General features: G+C 46.1%; 16 protein-coding genes. 9 read left to right on the top strand and 7 right to left on the bottom strand.

Annotated elements, in window-relative coordinates; translation table 11 throughout:
* Positions 1–39: 39 nt before the first annotated feature.
* Positions 40–726 (bottom strand): DUF2057 family protein, encoded by a 687-nt coding sequence (locus ABD744_RS21270; protein WP_344800617.1) that lies wholly within the window; start codon positions 724–726, stop codon positions 40–42.
* Between the two features lie 186 nt (positions 727–912).
* Here ABD744_RS21270 and ABD744_RS21265 point away from each other — a divergent pair, with 186 nt between their 5' ends.
* On the top strand, positions 913–1,647 hold the full coding sequence (locus ABD744_RS21265; RefSeq protein WP_344800616.1) for an RNA methyltransferase: 735 nt from the start codon (positions 913–915) through the stop codon (positions 1,645–1,647).
* Positions 1,648–1,652: 5 nt separating this feature from the next.
* Here ABD744_RS21265 and ABD744_RS21260 read toward each other — a convergent pair whose 3' ends face one another.
* From ABD744_RS21260 to ABD744_RS21240, 5 genes are all read right to left on the bottom strand, one after another.
* The gene (locus ABD744_RS21260) at positions 1,653–2,117 is read right to left on the bottom strand and encodes an RDD family protein (protein ID WP_344800615.1); all 465 of its coding nucleotides are present in this window, start codon (positions 2,115–2,117) and stop codon (positions 1,653–1,655) included.
* 40 nt (positions 2,118–2,157) lie between these two features.
* On the bottom strand, positions 2,158–2,526 hold the full coding sequence (locus ABD744_RS21255; protein ID WP_344800614.1) for a DUF4156 domain-containing protein: 369 nt from the start codon (positions 2,524–2,526) through the stop codon (positions 2,158–2,160).
* A 9-nt stretch (positions 2,527–2,535) separates the two neighbouring features.
* A complete protein-coding gene (locus ABD744_RS21250) occupies positions 2,536–2,736 on the bottom strand; it encodes a DUF2788 domain-containing protein (protein ID WP_344800613.1) in 201 nt (66 codons plus the stop codon).
* A 102-nt stretch (positions 2,737–2,838) separates the two neighbouring features.
* Positions 2,839–4,929, bottom strand: coding sequence for an MltF family protein (locus ABD744_RS21245; RefSeq protein ID WP_344800612.1), 2,091 nt, complete (start codon positions 4,927–4,929; stop codon positions 2,839–2,841).
* Between the two features lie 100 nt (positions 4,930–5,029).
* Positions 5,030–5,359 carry a DUF1820 family protein gene (locus tag ABD744_RS21240; RefSeq protein WP_344800611.1) on the bottom strand — a complete coding sequence of 110 codons (330 nt, stop codon included), beginning with the start codon at positions 5,357–5,359 and terminating at the stop codon, positions 5,030–5,032.
* A gap of 252 nt (positions 5,360–5,611) precedes the next feature.
* Between ABD744_RS21240 and miaB the strand changes: the two genes are divergently transcribed.
* The 8 genes from miaB to holA all read left to right on the top strand — a co-directional run bounded on the left by miaB (position 5,612) and on the right by holA (position 15,355).
* A complete protein-coding gene (gene miaB / locus ABD744_RS21235) occupies positions 5,612–6,958 on the top strand; it encodes a tRNA (N6-isopentenyl adenosine(37)-C2)-methylthiotransferase MiaB (protein WP_344800610.1) in 1,347 nt (448 codons plus the stop codon).
* Positions 6,959–7,129: 171 nt separating this feature from the next.
* Positions 7,130–8,137 carry a PhoH family protein gene (locus tag ABD744_RS21230; RefSeq protein WP_344800609.1) on the top strand — a complete coding sequence of 336 codons (1,008 nt, stop codon included), beginning with the start codon at positions 7,130–7,132 and terminating at the stop codon, positions 8,135–8,137.
* A 12-nt stretch (positions 8,138–8,149) separates the two neighbouring features.
* The gene (gene ybeY / locus ABD744_RS21225) at positions 8,150–8,605 is read left to right on the top strand and encodes an rRNA maturation RNase YbeY (protein WP_344800608.1); all 456 of its coding nucleotides are present in this window, start codon (positions 8,150–8,152) and stop codon (positions 8,603–8,605) included.
* A gap of 71 nt (positions 8,606–8,676) precedes the next feature.
* Positions 8,677–9,552, top strand: coding sequence for a CorC family transporter (locus ABD744_RS21220; RefSeq protein WP_344800607.1), 876 nt, complete (start codon positions 8,677–8,679; stop codon positions 9,550–9,552).
* 17 nt (positions 9,553–9,569) lie between these two features.
* Positions 9,570–11,174 carry an apolipoprotein N-acyltransferase gene (gene lnt / locus ABD744_RS21215; protein WP_344800606.1) on the top strand — a complete coding sequence of 535 codons (1,605 nt, stop codon included), beginning with the start codon at positions 9,570–9,572 and terminating at the stop codon, positions 11,172–11,174.
* 116 nt (positions 11,175–11,290) lie between these two features.
* Complete coding sequence (leuS, locus tag ABD744_RS21210; RefSeq protein ID WP_344800605.1) at positions 11,291–13,738, top strand: leucine--tRNA ligase; 2,448 nt, start codon at positions 11,291–11,293, stop codon at positions 13,736–13,738.
* Positions 13,739–13,805: 67 nt separating this feature from the next.
* On the top strand, positions 13,806–14,333 hold the full coding sequence (locus ABD744_RS21205; RefSeq protein ID WP_344800604.1) for an LPS-assembly lipoprotein LptE: 528 nt from the start codon (positions 13,806–13,808) through the stop codon (positions 14,331–14,333).
* Positions 14,330–15,355: a DNA polymerase III subunit delta gene (gene holA, locus ABD744_RS21200; RefSeq protein WP_344800603.1), complete on the top strand. Its 1,026-nt coding sequence runs from the start codon at positions 14,330–14,332 to the stop codon at positions 15,353–15,355. The genes ABD744_RS21205 and holA overlap by 4 nt, the downstream gene beginning before the upstream one ends.
* Here holA and ABD744_RS21195 read toward each other — a convergent pair.
* Entirely contained in the window at positions 15,352–17,034 is a 1,683-nt protein-coding gene (locus ABD744_RS21195; RefSeq protein ID WP_344800602.1) for a flagellar assembly protein A, read from the bottom strand. The genes holA and ABD744_RS21195 overlap by 4 nt on opposite strands.
* Positions 17,035–17,313: the final 279 nt, after the last annotated feature.

Here is a 17,313-nt window from a genome sequence, read left to right as displayed (position 1 = left end):
TAAAGAGGCTTGTTCTAAAATCAAACCAGTATTGATAATTTAATCAACGGTATTGATCCAATCTTCAAATAACTCACGCTCTTGAGTATTCGCTTCTTCCCACCAATATCTCAAATTTTGCAGCGCTGAGTATTTGCCTGGCGCTTGGTGCGCACGGTCTTCAACACCATGAACAACCACTTGAGATTCTCCTTGTACACCCGCCTGAATGGAAGCCACCAACTTATTGTCTTGCGGGATCAACTGCGATATGCCCACAGGCGCAACACCATAACGAGCGGCCTTCGACGCCACTTTTTCACCCGTAGACTTTGCCACCATAGTCACTTCAAAATCTTTGGCATACGCCTTCATCTCTTTTAAGGTTGAAAACTCAGGCACTTTAATTTCATAGACGTCACCCGCTTTCATCACCTGACTGACCAAAACAATGTCGGACGTCACTGTAACGTGGCTGTCAGAGTCCAAATCCCAAAGATTGGAATATTCCAACACCAGCTCATTCAGCCCAGGCAACAGTTTAATTTGGTATGAGTCATCACGAATCATAGGCAGAGCCCGCTTACGGCTATTTACTGCAACAATATCAATCTCTTCTGGCAAGATAACGGTCGCCAACTGATTCTCATCTTTTGGCTCGCCTTTGTAATAATGCACAATCCCATTCGTTGCCAAACACCCCGATAAAACCAACGCAGACATAAAAACAATCAAACAACGAATCACAATACACCCCATATTCAACAGTTCATTAAGAAACCTTCACGTGAAATCACCCTGTTTCACATTTCGCTTGGCATCATATGAAAGTTTTATGACCTATTTGTGACAACCCAAACCAACAACCAAACACCAGACTTATTAAGAAGACGCCGACTTATGTTAATATGCCGCGCAACAGAGAGGGCTAATATGAATTTACATAACATTCGAATCGTGATGGATCAAACCTACCACCCTGGCAATATCGGCGCAGCCGCCAGAGCCATGAAAAACATGGGATTATCCTCTTTATACCTGGTCAACCCCCGAATGTTCCCCAACGAAGAAGCCTCCTCCAGAGCCGCAGGCGCACTCGACATACTTGAACAAGCGACTGTGGTTCAATCTTTTGAAGAAGCGATTCATGATTGCAGCTTAGTGATCGGCACAAGCGCTCGTTCAAGAACTTACCCAAGGCCGGTTTTAAACGCCAAAGAGAGCGCTGAAAAACTCATCACCGAGGCACAACAAGGACCGGTGGCCATTCTGTTTGGCCGCGAGCGAATGGGGCTTTCCAGCCAACAGCTAGAGGCGTGCCAATACCATACAGAAATACCGGCTGATCCCGAATATCCGGTTCTTAATGTTTCTGCTGCGATCCAAATTTTTTGCTACGAAATTTGGCAGGCAAACAACAGTAATTCCATGCAGGTCAAAATAGCCGCCAATGAAAAAGCCTGCTATCCGACTCATCAGGAAACAGAAAGCCTGTACCAACATTTAGAAGAAGTTCTCACGGAAACCAACTTCCTGTTTAAGAACCACCAAGGTGAAGCGATGACGCGCATTAAACGTCTGGTTAATCGAGTGCGCCCCGAGCAAAAAGAGGTTCGCATGATACGAGGCGCATTAAGCGCCATTCAAAAAGCGGTAAGGAAAGATTAAACGATTTAAGGAAAGGCCTGAGCCAGCTCATGGTTGAGTTCCGCATAAGGGTCCGTTTCAACCACCAGCGTTTTCGCAATTTTATCATGCCAGGCCTGCTTATCCTTATCCCAAAGTACCCACAACAACCCCAAACCCAAGGGAATTACAGACAGATAATAAGCAAAATAACGAATAACGTATTGAAACAAGCTGGGCTTTCCACCAGTCACTGCGTCCACAATTTTCATATCAAGCAGCATCTTTCCCGGTGTGGCCGATCGCCAAAGCCAGAAACCCAACACGAATAAAATCGGAAATGCGTAATTCAGAAAGGGGTCTAACCAACCCCATTCTCTCGGTTCATTGATCGCAAAATAAATTCTGCCATAAGCCCACAAAAGCGCCGTCAAGGTAATCATCGACATCAGCAAAAAGTCCAACAGGCTTGCAAATGCCCTTCGGGAGAAGCCTACTTTCTGAGCATCCATAGCCTTTCTTTCCTTATACACAGAGGCGAGTAACCATTCATTAGCCTTCAGCAACATCCAGGCTAGGACAATAAAACGCCTGTGACTTCATCACAACACGAAACACCAACCCCTTTTTCGGTTTGTTACTGTATTGGCGGTGATCGGAAACGTACACATAGTTAGCCCCCACAGACTCCGCCTGATCTATCAGAGATTGCATGGCTTCACGATTCAGACTGGTCGCTTCATCACCAATGGTTTGAATGGCGGCGTCCGCTGTAGCAACCAAATTGCCTTTCGGTGCACAGGCTTTAGGGGGTTCTATTTTATTAACAATCACACCTTTATAGTCCACTTCAGGCGCAGACATCATTATGCATGCCGTTAAGTTAATTCCGACCAAACCTAAAACGAGAGCACGAAGCATCCTTAACCCCTACATATCCATTAGTTCAACAATGACCGTTTTGATTAAAAAGCCAAAAATGCCCAACCCTAAAACGGTAAAAATAATGATAGTACCAAACTTACCCGCGTTCGACTTTTTAGCCAAGTCCCACATAATAAAGAACATGAAGCCAATCAATACCGTTAAACCCGCGATCAGAGCATAATGCTCCATTTGTTCAGGACTCATAATAAGTTTCCTACAGACTGCTTAAAATTGCCGCAATCATACCAAACACCACACAAATAACTAAGACTTAATCAAAAGTCGCTCCACATCCCATATCGTTTTTTATGGCTCCATTGCCACATACCCCAAGTAGCGCCGATGAATTTGTCGCACATACTCCACCGGCTCTTTGCCCCGAACATAACCAAACCGAGCATTTCTTGCGTACTTTCGCTCCGATAACAACAGCATGGCTTTTTCAACATGGCCAAACCAACGATTTCGATCCCAGCCCTTTTGCGCGGCCAACCGTCTTGCATCCAAAACATGACCGTAGCCCGCATTATAACCGGCCAACGCAAATAAGGTTCTTTCCGCAGGTTCGATGTATTTCGGGAATCGCTGCCGCACCCACCCCAGGTATTCTACGCCCACCCGGATATTGACCTCCGGATCGTATAAATTTTCTACCCCGTAATCACGGGCCGTTCTGGGCAGCACCTGCATTACCCCCAAAGCCCCGACATGCGACCGGGCTTTGGGATTAAACCGGCTTTCCTGATACATCTGAGCCACAATCATCCGCCAGTCAAAGTCATGCTGCAGGGCAACTTCTTTAATATGAACATCGTAAGGCGATAACTGCCCGACATCCAACATAGGGTCTCGTCCAAGATAAATACCACGCTCAGTATCAAAGTACTTTTGCCAGGTCACATTGAAGTACAACCCCCGAAAATGAGATTTTATGTAAGCGTTCAGTTTCGCCAGCAGCTGAGTATTCTCTTTCCGCACCACCCAGCCATGCCCTACTTCGGCAGCGACAGAGAAATAAGCCACCAGACCCGGCTGATCCAACAGCTCCCTGGCAGCCAAATGGTCATCCACTACCGTAAAATCAACCACACCGTCGGCCACCAACCCCATGATGTCCGTTTCATCATCAACCACATAGTCTTCCGGAAATACGATTTTAAAATCCGCGCCCTCTTCTTTTAAGGTATTCAGGCGCTTGAGGTACGAAGAACCAGCTTCGACCATCACTGTATGACCACTTAACTGATCGGCCCCTTCGATGCCCAATCCTTTACGCCCCACCAGCACTTCATCCACGACATTGTAAGTCTCGGTAAACTCAACCCCTCTTGCTCTGCGAGATTCGAGTTTGGCCTGAGAGGATGCAACCAAATCCCCCTCTCCGGCGAGCAGTAAGTCAATCATGTCTTCTTTATCTGCCACCACCACATCCAGATAAAGCTTATGATCCTCTGCAAACCGCTTCACCAAATCGTATTCATACCCCATCAATTCGCCACGCCACATAAAATACGAATCAGAACTGTTGCGAGTGATCATGGTGAGGGTTCGGCGCTTCACAATTTCAGGCCAGTCACCCAGGTGAGATGCCTTTGTATTTTCAATTTGATAAAGATGAATGAATTGATTCAACTCATGCAGTAAGTCCTGAGCCTGCAAATGCACCGCCCAGGCAATGTCTTTGGCTTTACCCAATGCCCCCAATGATTTAACAGGAAGCCCCGTCAGTAACCACTCACCGACATTACTATCCACTACCGTAGCAGTGTATTTACCGGAGATCACATCGTCCACCAACGCCTGAGGACTGGCAGAAAATTCTTTTTCCACCAAACTCCATCCCGGCTTTGCTATGTCATCCAACGATTGCTTAAACGAAGAATTCTTAGGCACCACAATGGAACCCAGCGCCAAATCATGAACGTCCTTTAAATCCGCAGACGCCTTAACCACCAGCAACTCTTGCGCATGATCTACCGGCACAGTGAACCCTAAGAGCTTAGCGCGCGCGTCAGTGACCGTCATATTCGCCACAATGACATCCGCCCGGCCACGCAGCACCGTCGACGTCAGCTGAGAAAACTGATCCACATAAATCCAACGAATATCGAGGCCGTTGCGCTCAGCAAATTCAGCCACCATAGCGCGATAATAATTTGCAGGTGTTTTTTGACGAGGCAGGAATTGGTACTCATCCCAACGAGGAGTAACCACCCTTAATACGCCACTTTTCTTAATGGCGTCCAAGTTTCGGATCAGCAAGGGGTTCGCGGAATCGACCGAATTTACCAGAATGGGGCGATCGGCCGGCTCTGAAGAATTTGGTTCATTGTCTGAGTCTGTTTTCCCACATCCCACCAGAAAAAACAGAATTAAATAAACGAAGTAGCGAGACATGTTCAGCATCCTTGTAACAGTAACCTGCATACAGCGAATGCTGAATATAGTTGAAAATCAATAGATTAAAAAGTTACACCTCTGGTGAGAAGTGTAAAATCTAGTTACTTGGTTTCGTTGGCGGCGCGGATAACGGAAAAGCCGAAACGGTTCCGCCCTTAGCTTCCGACACTTTTACAGTGCCTTCCTTTTCCACTTCGTCGATACGAATGATCGACTGCATAGGAATGTAGCTGCGCTTTACACCTGCAAATTCACTTTTAAGCTTCTCTTCGCTTGGGTCCACCAGCAATTGACTTCGCTCACCAAACAAAAACTCTTCAATTTCAATGAAGCCCCAAAGCTCACTTTGAAAGATTTTTGCCGCAAAAACTTCAAACACTTCGTCTTGATTTACAAATATAACTTTAAAAACGGGTTTATCTTGCATCTTGTCACAATCCGAAAAAACACTAACTGATCAACCAAAAAGGGCGCAAAGCATAGCATACTTTCAGACGAGATACTGACCAATTCACTAGGATTTACGTGCATCCTAAAGTACAATGTCGCGCGTTAATTTGGCAGACCGTTTGAATTTGAAAAGACAGTTTATTCACGGGGCGTGATGCCATAAATAAAGCGTTTTAAACAGAGTGAACAAGGTTGGATCACCTCCAACCCTCAACAGCAGGTAACTTTCATGGCGACGAAAAAGCTATTCATCAAAACTCACGGCTGTCAGATGAATGAATACGATTCATCTCGTATGGCCGATCTTTTGGGCGAGAGTCATGAAATGGAGCTTACTGAGAATGAGTCCGAAGCCGATGTCCTGCTGCTGAACACCTGCTCCATCCGAGAGAAAGCGCAAGAAAAAGTATTTCACCAACTGGGCCGCTGGAGAAAACTAAAATCCACTAACCCGGATCTGGTAATCGGAGTAGGCGGCTGCGTAGCAAGTCAGGAAGGCCACGCCATTCAGGAGCGAGCGCCTTTTGTGGACATGATTTTCGGCCCTCAAACCCTTCATCGCTTACCGGAAATGATCGAGTCCAGCAAAGACGGCGAAGTGGGCATTGTTGATATCAGCTTCCCTGAAATTGAAAAATTTGACCATCTGCCAGAACCCAAAGTTGATGGCCCGAGCGCCTTCGTTTCCATTATGGAAGGCTGTTCTAAATATTGTACCTTCTGTGTTGTACCTTACACTCGTGGAGAAGAGGTCAGCCGCCCATTTGACGACGTCATCGCTGAAATTGCCCACCTTGCCGAACAAGGTGTACGTGAGGTAAACCTGCTGGGCCAAAACGTGAACGCTTACATGGGTGAAATGCACGACGGCCGAACAGCCGATCTGGCAGAGCTCATCACCTTCGTTGCGGCCATTGACGGCATTGATCGCATTCGTTACACGACTTCACACCCGGTAGAGTTCAGCGACAGTCTGATCAACGTTTACGCGGACGTACCTGAGCTGGTAAGCCATTTACACTTGCCGGTTCAAAGTGGCTCAGACCACATTCTGATGCAGATGAAGCGAGGCCATACAGCCGTTGAGTACAAATCCAAGATCAGAAAGCTGAGAAAAATCCGCCCTGACATCAGCCTGTCATCAGACTTTATCATTGGCTTCCCTGGCGAATCCCAGTTTGACTTTGAACAAACCATGAAACTGATTGAAGAAGTTGGCTTCGACCACTCATTCAGTTTCATCTACAGCGCTCGTCCAGGCACACCAGCTTCCGATTTGCCTGACGAAACATCGGAAGAAGAAAAGAAAAAGCGCCTTAAAATTCTGCAAGACCGAATCTTACAGAACGCGTTCCAGATCAGCCGTCGCATGGTAGACACCGTCCAGAGTATCTTGGTCACGGATGTTTCCAAACGTGATCCGGGACAATTACAAGGAAGAACAGAAAACAACCGGGTAGTTAACTTCCGATGTGAAGACCACAGCTTAATAGGCAAGTTCGTTGACGTTACCATTCACGAAGCCCTACCCAACTCGCTCCGTGGCGAACTTGTGCTGCCTTGCAATCCTCGTTAAGTACTTCATCGGGAGTCGGCTTCGCCACTCCCGCATTATTTCTCCCGGTTCACCCCAACTGTTCATTCCTCGCCGTTAGCATCTATAATTAAAGTCAGGTTGACACCCCGAGTGAAAGAGGTGTTATCCTTCGACCCAATGTCACGACCATAATCAATTAACGGAGCCGCTTTGAGCACTCAAACACGCAGTCTATCGCTAGAACCTGATAATGCTAAACATCTTGCCAATCTATGTGGTCAGTTTGATCGCCATTTAAAGCAATTAGAAAAACGACTGGACGTATCTATCCGCAACAAAGGAAACGTTTTTCAAGTCAGCGGCCCGGAACAGCCGACGCACTCCGCCTGTGAAATCATTAATCACTTGTACCGAGAAGCGCAAAGCGGCACAGAAATCACTCCGGACTTAATTCATTTATTTATTCAAGAAAGCGGAATGGACACAGCAGAAAACCAAACGGAAGGTTCTAAGTCCTCAGCGGACGTCATCAAAACACCAAAAGCGTACGTCAAACCCCGAGGCAAAAACCAAAAGCTGTATGTGGACGCGATTCGTCAACACGACATCAACTTCGGCGTCGGTCCAGCAGGCACAGGTAAAACCTACCTGGCCGTCGCTTGTGCCGTTGAAGCCTTAATGAACGATGACGTCAGGCGCATTCTTTTGGTTCGCCCCGCAGTCGAAGCGGGTGAAAAGCTGGGTTTTTTACCGGGCGACTTATCTCAAAAAATCGATCCGTATTTACGTCCATTGTATGACGCCCTCTACGAAATGCTGGGTTTCGAGAATGTAGAAAAGCTGATTGAAAAAAGCGTAATTGAAGTCGCACCGCTGGCTTATATGCGTGGCCGAACTTTGAATAACTCGTACATCATTCTGGATGAAAGCCAAAATACCACCCGGGAACAAATGAAAATGTTTTTGACCCGTATTGGCTTTGGCTCCACCGCAGTTATTACTGGAGACGCGACTCAAATTGACTTGCCTCGCGGCTCAAGTTCAGGGTTGCTGCACGTCATCAACGTCTTAAAAGACGTGAAAGGCATCAGCTTTACCCACTTCCTCTCTAAGGACGTGGTGCGGCATCCGCTGGTTCAGCGTGTGGTTGAAGCCTACGAGCGCTTTGAAGACCAACAAGACGCCAAAAACAAATCCTCCAACCAAGAGCAAAACTAAACCTATTTTCTTATGACCTACGTCGATATCCAAAACGCCTGCGACTTTGCAGGCGTTCCGTCCGATGAACAATTCCTGCTTTGGGCCGAATCCGCTCTTAAAGGTCGCCGGGACGAAACTGAGCTCACCATCCGGGTTGTGAATGCAGACGAAAGCCAGGCCCTGAATCATCAATACCGAGGAAAGGACAAACCCACCAATGTGCTGTCGTTTCCATTCGAAGCGCCTGCCAACATTCCTGACTTTCCATTGATTGGTGATTTAGTGATCTGCGCTACTGTGGTAGAACAAGAGGCCATAGATCAAAAAAAGCCTGCAACTCACCACTGGGCACACATGGTCATCCACGGAGTACTTCACCTACTCGGTTACGATCACATTGAAGACAGTGATGCAGAAATTATGGAAGGAATAGAAATTGATATTCTTTCTGGCTTAAACATCCCAGATCCTTATCAGGAAATATAATGAATCTGGCCTTGCCAAGTTGATCGGTTACAGGCTAGGATTCGGATTATCTCCTTTCACCACGAAATAAAATGAACGAAGACCAACAAAACGACAGTCACAGTAGCAAGCCCTCGTGGTTTGAAAAAATTACCAAACCCTTTACCCAGCCTCAGGAACCTGAGTCCAGTAAAGATCTCAAGGAATTGCTCAGGGGTGCTCACAACCGAGGGTTGTGTGATGCTGAAGCACTGTCCATCATGGAAGGAGCGCTGCAGGTCGGAGACATGCACGTCCGTGAAATCATGGTGCCACGCTCTCAGATGACGTTCGTTAGAGCCTCTCAATCGCCTTCTGAAATCTTACCTATCATCATTGAATCCCAGCACTCCAGATTTCCGGTACTGGGCGAAGGTCAGGATGACTTATTGGGCATTCTGTTAGCGAAAGATTTTTTGCCATACCTGGCCAATGGTAATTTGGACCGTTTCAACATCAAAGATGTCCTGAGGCCAGTGAACTTCGTACCTGAAAGTAAACGTTTAAATACGTTACTCCGCGAGTTTCGTTCCGACCGCTATCACATGGCCATTGTCGTTGATGAATACGGCGGACTAGCAGGCTTGGTTACGATCGAAGATGTACTTGAACAAATCGTGGGAGATATCGAAGACGAAACCGACATCGAAGACGATGAAAGTAACATCCGCGCCATGGACGACTCCGAAAGTTTCATGGTCAACGCGCTTACGCCCATTGATGACTTCAATGAATACTTTGACACCACCTACAGTGATGAAGAATTCGATACCATCGGCGGTATTGTCACCAACGGATTCGGCCACTTACCCGACCGAGACGAAGCCATTACGATAGAAGGTCTGAGATTCAAAGTTCTGAACTCCGACAATCGTCAAATTCGTTTATTGGAAGTGACCAGCGACAACGGAAACGACGTCGACGAATAAAATCACAGGGAGTTGTGGTGCTTAAAAATCTGAATATGGACCTTTCCTGGAAAGGTCTGGCTTCACAACTCATCGCCTCAAATGCAAACGGCTTTAAACTTGCTATCGCATTTTGTTTAGGGCTGACACTGCCGCTTTCGTTTGCCCCGTTTGACTATTGGCCCGTGGCCATTTTATCACTGATCGGGTTTCAAGCGCTGGTCACTGGTTTGCCTGCGAAAGCGGGCTTCAAGGTAGGCTGGAGTTATGGCTTTGGTGTATTTGCGGCTGGTGCCTCCTGGGTGTACGTCTCCATTCATGAATATGGCTTCGCACCTGTTCCGTTAGCACTCTTACTCACCTTTCTATTTACCTTCCTGCTTGGTCTGTTCTTTGCGCTTCAGACCTATACCTTTAATCGCTGGTTCGACTTTTCCGACTATAGAAACCTACTGACTTTCCCTGCCATCTGGATTTTGTTTGAGTGGTTCCGAAGCTGGTTTCTGACGGGATTTCCCTGGCTTTATCTGGGCTATGGCCATATTGAAACCTGGCTTGCAGGCTGGGCGCCCGTATTCGGTGTTTTTGGCATCGGTTTTATTACCGTGCTGACCGCCAGCAGTCTGCTTTTGTGCATTAAAAGCGCGATTCAAAACCCAAGCGTCAAAAAACAAGGACTGCCATTGCTTGTCTGCTTGCTGCTGTGGGGCAGTGGATTATTATTAACGAACGTCCAGTGGACAACCTCGAAAGAAGAAATCTCCGTTACTTTAATGCAAGGGAATATTCCTCAAGAAAAAAAATGGCTGAATGAGTACCGCCCTGTAAGCCTCAAGACATACCGGGAGTTAAACAGGAACGTCCACAGTGACTTAATCATCTGGCCTGAAACAGCCATTCCATATTTCAAACACCAAGTCCCTGACTGGCTCGAAGAAACAGAACAATTGTTGCAACCTGACCAAGGGTTGATTACTGGCATCCCTTATCTTCGACCAGACTCAAAAAGATCAAACCCCATTCTGCACAACTCCATTATAGGCATGGGTCAAGCGACAGGCATGTACCATAAACAAAAACTGGTGCCTTTCGGCGAGTACGTCCCGATGCAGGATATTTTAAGGGGCTTAATTCAGTTCTTTAACCTGCCAATGTCTAATTTCCGGCCTGGCCCGGCTCACCAAGAACCCATCAAGTTCCGTGACAGCCTGTTTTGGCCTGCCATATGTTATGAAATCGCCTACCCGTCATTCATTGCCGAAAACATCGGTAACGACCACCCTAGCAATGTCATTCTAACCATCAGCAATGATGCCTGGTTTGGTGACTCGCTGGGCCCCAAACAGCACCTGCAACTGGCTCAGATGCGTGCGTTAGAAAACAGTCGCTATGTCTTACGTGCCACCAATACCGGGTTAACCGCCGTCATCAATGAAAAAGGCATCATTGAAAACGACATGCCTGCGTTTATTGCTGGTGGATTAAGCGCACGAATCGCGCCACAACAAGGATTAACCCCCTATAGCCAATGGACGGACAAGCCAATCCTCGCTTTGGTTTTACTGTCTCTTCTCGCCGCCAAACTGCTTGGGCGCGTCCCCTCTTCCATCAACAACCAACAGACAAACCAGCTTCAAAGTTAAACGCGTAGCGGATATTTGGTTTGTATTTTGTTGGTTACCTATAGTCTTCAAAGCCCCATTTAAGTTAGACTTACACTCTTTTTGGCACCTCTTAATTCATACTGATCGGAATCATAATGGAAGAGCAATACAACCCCCAAACAATCGAGACAGAAGCCCAATCATTCTGGGAAAAAAACCAGTGTTTCAAAGCGGTACACGACGCCAGCAAAGAGAAGTTTTATTGCCTCTCTATGTTCCCGTACCCAAGTGGGCGCCTGCACATGGGGCACGTTCGAAATTATACGATCGGTGACGTAATTTCCCGTTATCAAAAAATGCTGGGCAAAAATGTGTTGCAACCTATGGGTTGGGATTCTTTTGGTCTACCGGCTGAAAATGCGGCTATTAAACACAACGTTGCGCCTGCAAAGTGGACATACGAAAACATCGACTACATGAAAGACCAGCTGAATCGCCTTGGATTTGGTTACGACTGGGATCGTGAAGTTGCTACCTGTCGACCTGAATACTATAAATGGGAACAGTGGTTTTTCACTGAGTTATACAAAAAAGACTTAGTATACAAAAAAACCTCAGCTGTGAACTGGTGCCCCAATGACCAAACGGTACTTGCGAACGAACAAGTCATCGATGGCTGCTGCTGGCGCTGTGATACCCAGGTTGAACGTAAAGAAATTCCTCAGTGGTTTGTTAAAATCACCGATTACGCCGATGAACTGATTGATGACCTGGATAAACTGGACGACTGGCCAGATCAGGTTAAAGCCATGCAGCGCAACTGGATAGGCCGTTCGGAAGGCGTAGAAATGACCTTCCAGGTGAAAGACAGCGATCAGTCCATCGAAATTTATACCACTCGCCCAGATACCGTCATGGGCGTGACTTACGTTGCCGTTGCAGCACAACACCCATTGGCTTTGGCCGCAGCAAAGAACAACCCTACGCTGGCAACGTTCATCGAAGAATGTAAAACTCAAGCGACCGCTGAAGCCGACATGGCCACCATGGAAAAGAAAGGGGTGGACACTGGGTTAATCGCAATTCATCCAATCACTGGCGAAGAAGTTCCGGTATGGTCTGCCAACTTCGTCTTGATGGATTACGGTTCAGGCGCGGTGATGTCTGTGCCGGGTCATGATGAGCGGGATTACGAGTTCGCAAAATCATTTGGCTTAGCAATCAAACAGGTCATTACCTCTGCCGAGGGCGAAGATGTTTCTCTTGAGCAGAATGCCTACACCGAAAAAGGAACCTTGATTAACTCAGGGGAGTTTGACGGATTATCATCAGCCGATGCGTTTCAGAAAATTGCAGCCTGGCTAGAGTCTCAAGGTAAAGGCAAGAAGACGATAAACTATCGTCTGCGTGACTGGGGCGTCAGCCGCCAACGTTATTGGGGCTCTCCGATTCCAATGATGTACGATGAGCAAGGCAACGAGATTCCAGTACCTCTGGATCAACTGCCGGTAGAGCTTCCTGAAGACGTTGAAATGGATGGTGTTCAATCACCGATCAAAGCCGACCCTGAATGGGCCAAAACAGAACATAACGGCCAGCCTGCATTCCGTGAAACGGATACCTTTGATACCTTCATGGAATCTTCATGGTATTACGCCCGCTATTGCTCCGCAGGCAACAACGAGCAAATGTTGGATGAAGAAGCCAATTACTGGCTGCCTGTTGACCAATACATCGGTGGTATTGAGCACGCCATCCTTCACCTGTTATATGCCCGCTTCTTCCATAAACTGCTTAGAGATGCCGGATTTGTTCAATCTGACGAACCGTTCAAGCGCCTACTTTGTCAGGGCATGGTGAATAAAGACGGTTCGAAAATGTCCAAATCCAAGGGCAATACCGTTGACCCTCAGGAAATGATCGAGCAATACGGCGCAGATACGGTACGCCTGTTTATGATGTTCACGGCTCCACCGGAACAAACCCTTGAGTGGAACGACGCTGGTGTTGACGGCGCAAGTCGTTTCCTTAAGCGCTTATGGAAAGCGGTTCATACTCATACTCAATATGAAACGACTACCAAGATTAATGTCAGCGAGCTCACAAAAGAACAACAAGATCTGCGCCGTAAAACGCATGAAACCATTCAGAAAGTTACGGATGACATGGGCAGACGTCAAACCTTCAATACCGCTATTGCCGCCGTCATGGAGCTTAGTAACGCAATCGGTAAGTTTGATGTGATCTCTGACCAGGACAAAGCAGTACTTCAGGAAGCGTTAGAGTCTGCTGTACTCTTGTTATCTCCTATCGTGCCACACATCACACATACCATGTGGCAAGCATTAGGACATGACACCGCAGTCATGAATGAATCATGGCCAGCATTTGACGAAAGTGCGTTAGTCAAATCCGTCATTGAAGTTGTGGTTCAGGTAAATGGTAAGGTTCGAGCCAAAATTGAGGTCGCTCCAGATGCCTCTAAAGACGACGTAGAAAACCTTGCTGTGAACGATGCAAACGTTAAAAAGTTTACCGACGACAAAACCATTCGCAAAGTGATTGTCATCCCAGGCAAATTAGTTAACATCGTTGCAAACTAAGGATAAAAAAAAGCCGGAAACCTCCGGCTTTTTTAATTCAGGCTACTAACGTATCCAGGTATTAATTATGACCGTTGTGAATATGCAACTCCCCAGTATCTTGTCCGTATTTGCTCTGAGCTTACTCCTGAGCGCCTGTGGTTGGCAGCTTCGTGGCTACAATACCGGCTCCGTTCCTATTGATGAGATCAGCATTAATGTTGAAAACATTAATAACCCGGCGTTTGTTAAAGTATTCCGCGAAACATTGGCCAATGAGTACAATATCGCAGTTGTTGAAAACGCAGAAATCACAGCTTCTGTATTACGCGTCAGTGAAAGTAAGCGCGCTTCCTCCAAAGACAGAAATGGCGATGTATCCGAGTATGAGCATACGATTGTCCTAACCCTATCGACGCTTACCCAAGAAGATAAAAAACCACTTCAACAAAACTTCACTAACATCCGCAGACAAAGCTACAACGAGAACAACCTTTTGTCTTCAGACATTCAGGAAGTCAACGCCAAACGCGAAATGTACCAGGAACTTACGCGCCAATACGCCAGTTATTTATCGCGACAACTTCCAGCCAGACCAAAAGCTGAAGAAAAATGATCCTAAAGCACTTTCAATTTCCCCAACACCTGGAAAAAAACCTTCTGCCCATCTACCTGATTCATGGTGATGAATCGTTGATAATTGAAGAGTGCTTAGACCAAATACGTCTTGCTGCCAGACACAAAGGCTACAGTGAGCGTATCGTATTTGACGTTGAAGGCAGCTTTAATTGGAGCGATTTTTCATCGGAAGCGCAGGCAATGTCGTTATTCTCCGAAAGAAAAATCATTGAAATTCGGCTCAATACCGGTAAAGCATCCGATAAAGGGAAAGCCATAGAAGCGTTTTGTGATACAGCCGACGGAGACACTGTCGTCATTATCAGCGCTCCAAGATTGGATAAAAACGTTCAAAAACAAGCATGGTTCAAAAAGGTTGAAAAGATTGGCGCTTCAACCATCATCTGGCCCCTAAAACCCAGAGACGTTCAGGAATGGTCCTCCGCACATTGCCGAAAACAAGGAAAAACAATCCAGTACGATGCGCTTCAACTTCTACTGGAAAAAACCGAAGGTAATCTACTCGCCACAAAACAGGAAATTGAAAAGCTTTGCCTTTCGGTCGATGGGAACGACATTAATCTTGAGACTATGGTGAACTCGATTGCCGACAGTTCCCGATATACAATTTTTGACCTCAGTGATCACTGCCTTAAAGGAGATGTTCGCGGAGCAGCTCATATCTTTAATCATTTAAGGTCTGAAGGCTCAGAAATATTAGCTTTGTCCGGCTTAATCACCAAAGAGATCCGAGCATTAAATGTGCTAAGCCATTACAGTAAAAGCATGTCGATGGATCAGGCTTTTGTAAAAGCCAAAGTTTGGAAAAACAAACAAAGTTTATATCGAACAGCCATCAACCGTCTCAATAAAACCAAGCTTGAAAACTTATTAAAAGCAGCCTCTAACCTCGACTTGGCTGTAAAAGGTATGTCAGATGAAAAACCCTGGCACCTGTTTTTTGAAGTCTGTATGGCACTGGCAGGCAACCAGCAACTAAAGATGCGCAAAACGAACTAACGAGCTTTAAAGGCCGCTTTTTTGAGTCCCATTTTGGTAAACTTATACCGACAAGCTTTGGATGCTTCCTGCAAGGATGTGCGAAACTTGCCATAGGACAGCTCGATCCCGGGAAAAGATTCACCATAAACAGATAAAGAGACACGCTGAACCAAATCGGTGTATCGAGTATTTAATTGCTCAAACTGATCTTTCAGGTCTTTAGCGTCATTTCTGATGTTGGAGATGACATTCGTAAAGTGTTTAATTTTCTTTTCATCCCCTTTCGCAGTAAATTTATCCAGCTGAACCGTGCAGCGAGCCAGGGTATCTTGTTTTTCAACCAGCTTGTGCTTTATATCTTCCAGTTCCGCTTTTAAACGATTCACATCTGTACCAAGATTGATATGTGAAGGAACGTAAGAGTCCGAACCAAGAATACCCACAGACACGGACTCCCTTACATTAGCAGAGCCACCAACCAATTTCGCTTTTCGTTTAGTCGGCCCTCCAACAATTAACTCTTCGCAATCCGTTATTACACAATTTAGCAACTGATCTTTAACGCTGACTTTTCCTCCTGACTTTATCACCACATATTGCAGGTAACGAGCTTCAATATCACCACCGGCTTCAATATGAGCAGAAAAATCAGACGTCCTTTCATGAGTATCATCGCCTTCAATTTTTCTCCCTAATACTCCCTGCTTGATAATGATGTTCCCACCGGCCTTCAACGTCGAAGACTCCACTAAATCTCGAACATGGATATCACCACTGACATCCACTGTTAAACCTTCTCTGACAGGCCCCTGAATCATCACTGTGCCATCGAACTCAATGTTTCCGGTCGTCAAATCTACTGTGCTCAGCACCAGAATGTCATCTACACGAACCACATCTCTCATTCTCATCGGCACACCCTTACGGGTAGCAATCAGCTCGTTCGGGTTGTCTTCTGAAACAACAACGCCTTCAGCAACTTCAAACGGTTTATTCGGTGGTGCAATGGATTGAATCAATTCTCCGTATACATTTTTTCCATCATCACTCTTACGGGCAGGCGTTCTTACCATGACCACGTCTCCGGGGGAAACCGTTTCGATGGCACCAAGGTCATACATGTCGGATGTGCCATCTTCCCTCTCAACGGGCTGAAGCTCTCGATCTTGGAAAGGCGTTACAGCCCAATTGAATTCACAATGAATGCCATTCTTCGCTGGTGTTCCTTTCGCAGCAATGACTGTTGTTTGTGAACCTGCAGTATATGTATTCGCTTTGGCGCAGTACGCCCGAATATTCGAAAGTTGAATACCTTCGATAATGCCTTGCTTTTTAAGATAGGCTAACAGAATTTTTTCAGAAGGGTTATTACCACCAAAGGCAGCAGTAATCACCAACGATGCAGTTAAACGATCTGAACTCACTTCTAGATGAATAGACGCGCTTTTCTTATCCGCTATACGATACCGGAATAGAGTATCTTTCTCAGCAGTAGCGGCGTTTTTAATGAAGTCTTCAACAGCTTGCTTTGCCAAGTCTTCACGGAAAAGGCAGGCTGAATAAGTGCAACTTTTAAATGCAGCCTCAATGGAAGGAAGCGTAGGTGTTTGAATACCTGCAGGTAAAAGAATCTCTACGGACTTCTTGTCTTCCGTGAATTCAAAATCAAACGTAGGATGAATATCCTTTTCTTCCACATTAACCCTCAAAGCTGTTAATTCACAAAGTAATAAATTAGGTACTTAAGAGTTTACATTAGCCTATTACTCATAAAATTTCATCTGACGTACCTATCAATCTAAGTATTTTATCGGCAACTTAAGTCATTACCTTAACAGAACAACTCAGGGAGTTAGGCAGGAAAAGTAAATTTATAAAGTAAAATCGGTTTTAACAACAAAAACCAGAGGGTCATCGTTGATCATAAAACAGCCAGGCAATAAAAAACCCCGATGCGTTAGCATCAGGGTTTTTAG

It is taken from the genome of Litoribacillus peritrichatus (genome assembly GCF_039537985.1).
Classification (GTDB): domain Bacteria; phylum Pseudomonadota; class Gammaproteobacteria; order Pseudomonadales; family Litoribrevibacteraceae; genus Litoribacillus; species Litoribacillus peritrichatus.
This window is presented reverse-complemented; position numbering and strand designations above follow the sequence as displayed.

What these genes read in the sequence shown, in the direction of transcription:
- ABD744_RS21265 (WP_344800616.1), top strand. Translation starts at nt 913, where the DNA reads ATGAATTTACATAACATTCGAATCGTGATGGATCAAACCTACCACCCT.
- ABD744_RS21260 (WP_344800615.1), bottom strand. Translation starts at nt 2,117, where the DNA reads ATGGATGCTCAGAAAGTAGGCTTCTCCCGAAGGGCATTTGCAAGCCTG.
- ABD744_RS21255 (WP_344800614.1), bottom strand. Translation starts at nt 2,526, where the DNA reads ATGCTTCGTGCTCTCGTTTTAGGTTTGGTCGGAATTAACTTAACGGCA.
- ABD744_RS21250 (WP_344800613.1), bottom strand. Translation starts at nt 2,736, where the DNA reads ATGAGTCCTGAACAAATGGAGCATTATGCTCTGATCGCGGGTTTAACG.
- ABD744_RS21245 (WP_344800612.1), bottom strand. Translation starts at nt 4,929, where the DNA reads ATGTCTCGCTACTTCGTTTATTTAATTCTGTTTTTTCTGGTGGGATGT.
- ABD744_RS21240 (WP_344800611.1), bottom strand. Translation starts at nt 5,359, where the DNA reads ATGCAAGATAAACCCGTTTTTAAAGTTATATTTGTAAATCAAGACGAA.
- miaB (WP_344800610.1), top strand. Translation starts at nt 5,612, where the DNA reads ATGGCGACGAAAAAGCTATTCATCAAAACTCACGGCTGTCAGATGAAT.
- ybeY (WP_344800608.1), top strand. Translation starts at nt 8,150, where the DNA reads ATGACCTACGTCGATATCCAAAACGCCTGCGACTTTGCAGGCGTTCCG.
- ABD744_RS21220 (WP_344800607.1), top strand. Translation starts at nt 8,677, where the DNA reads ATGAACGAAGACCAACAAAACGACAGTCACAGTAGCAAGCCCTCGTGG.
- leuS (WP_344800605.1), top strand. Translation starts at nt 11,291, where the DNA reads ATGGAAGAGCAATACAACCCCCAAACAATCGAGACAGAAGCCCAATCA.
- ABD744_RS21205 (WP_344800604.1), top strand. Translation starts at nt 13,806, where the DNA reads ATGACCGTTGTGAATATGCAACTCCCCAGTATCTTGTCCGTATTTGCT.
- holA (WP_344800603.1), top strand. Translation starts at nt 14,330, where the DNA reads ATGATCCTAAAGCACTTTCAATTTCCCCAACACCTGGAAAAAAACCTT.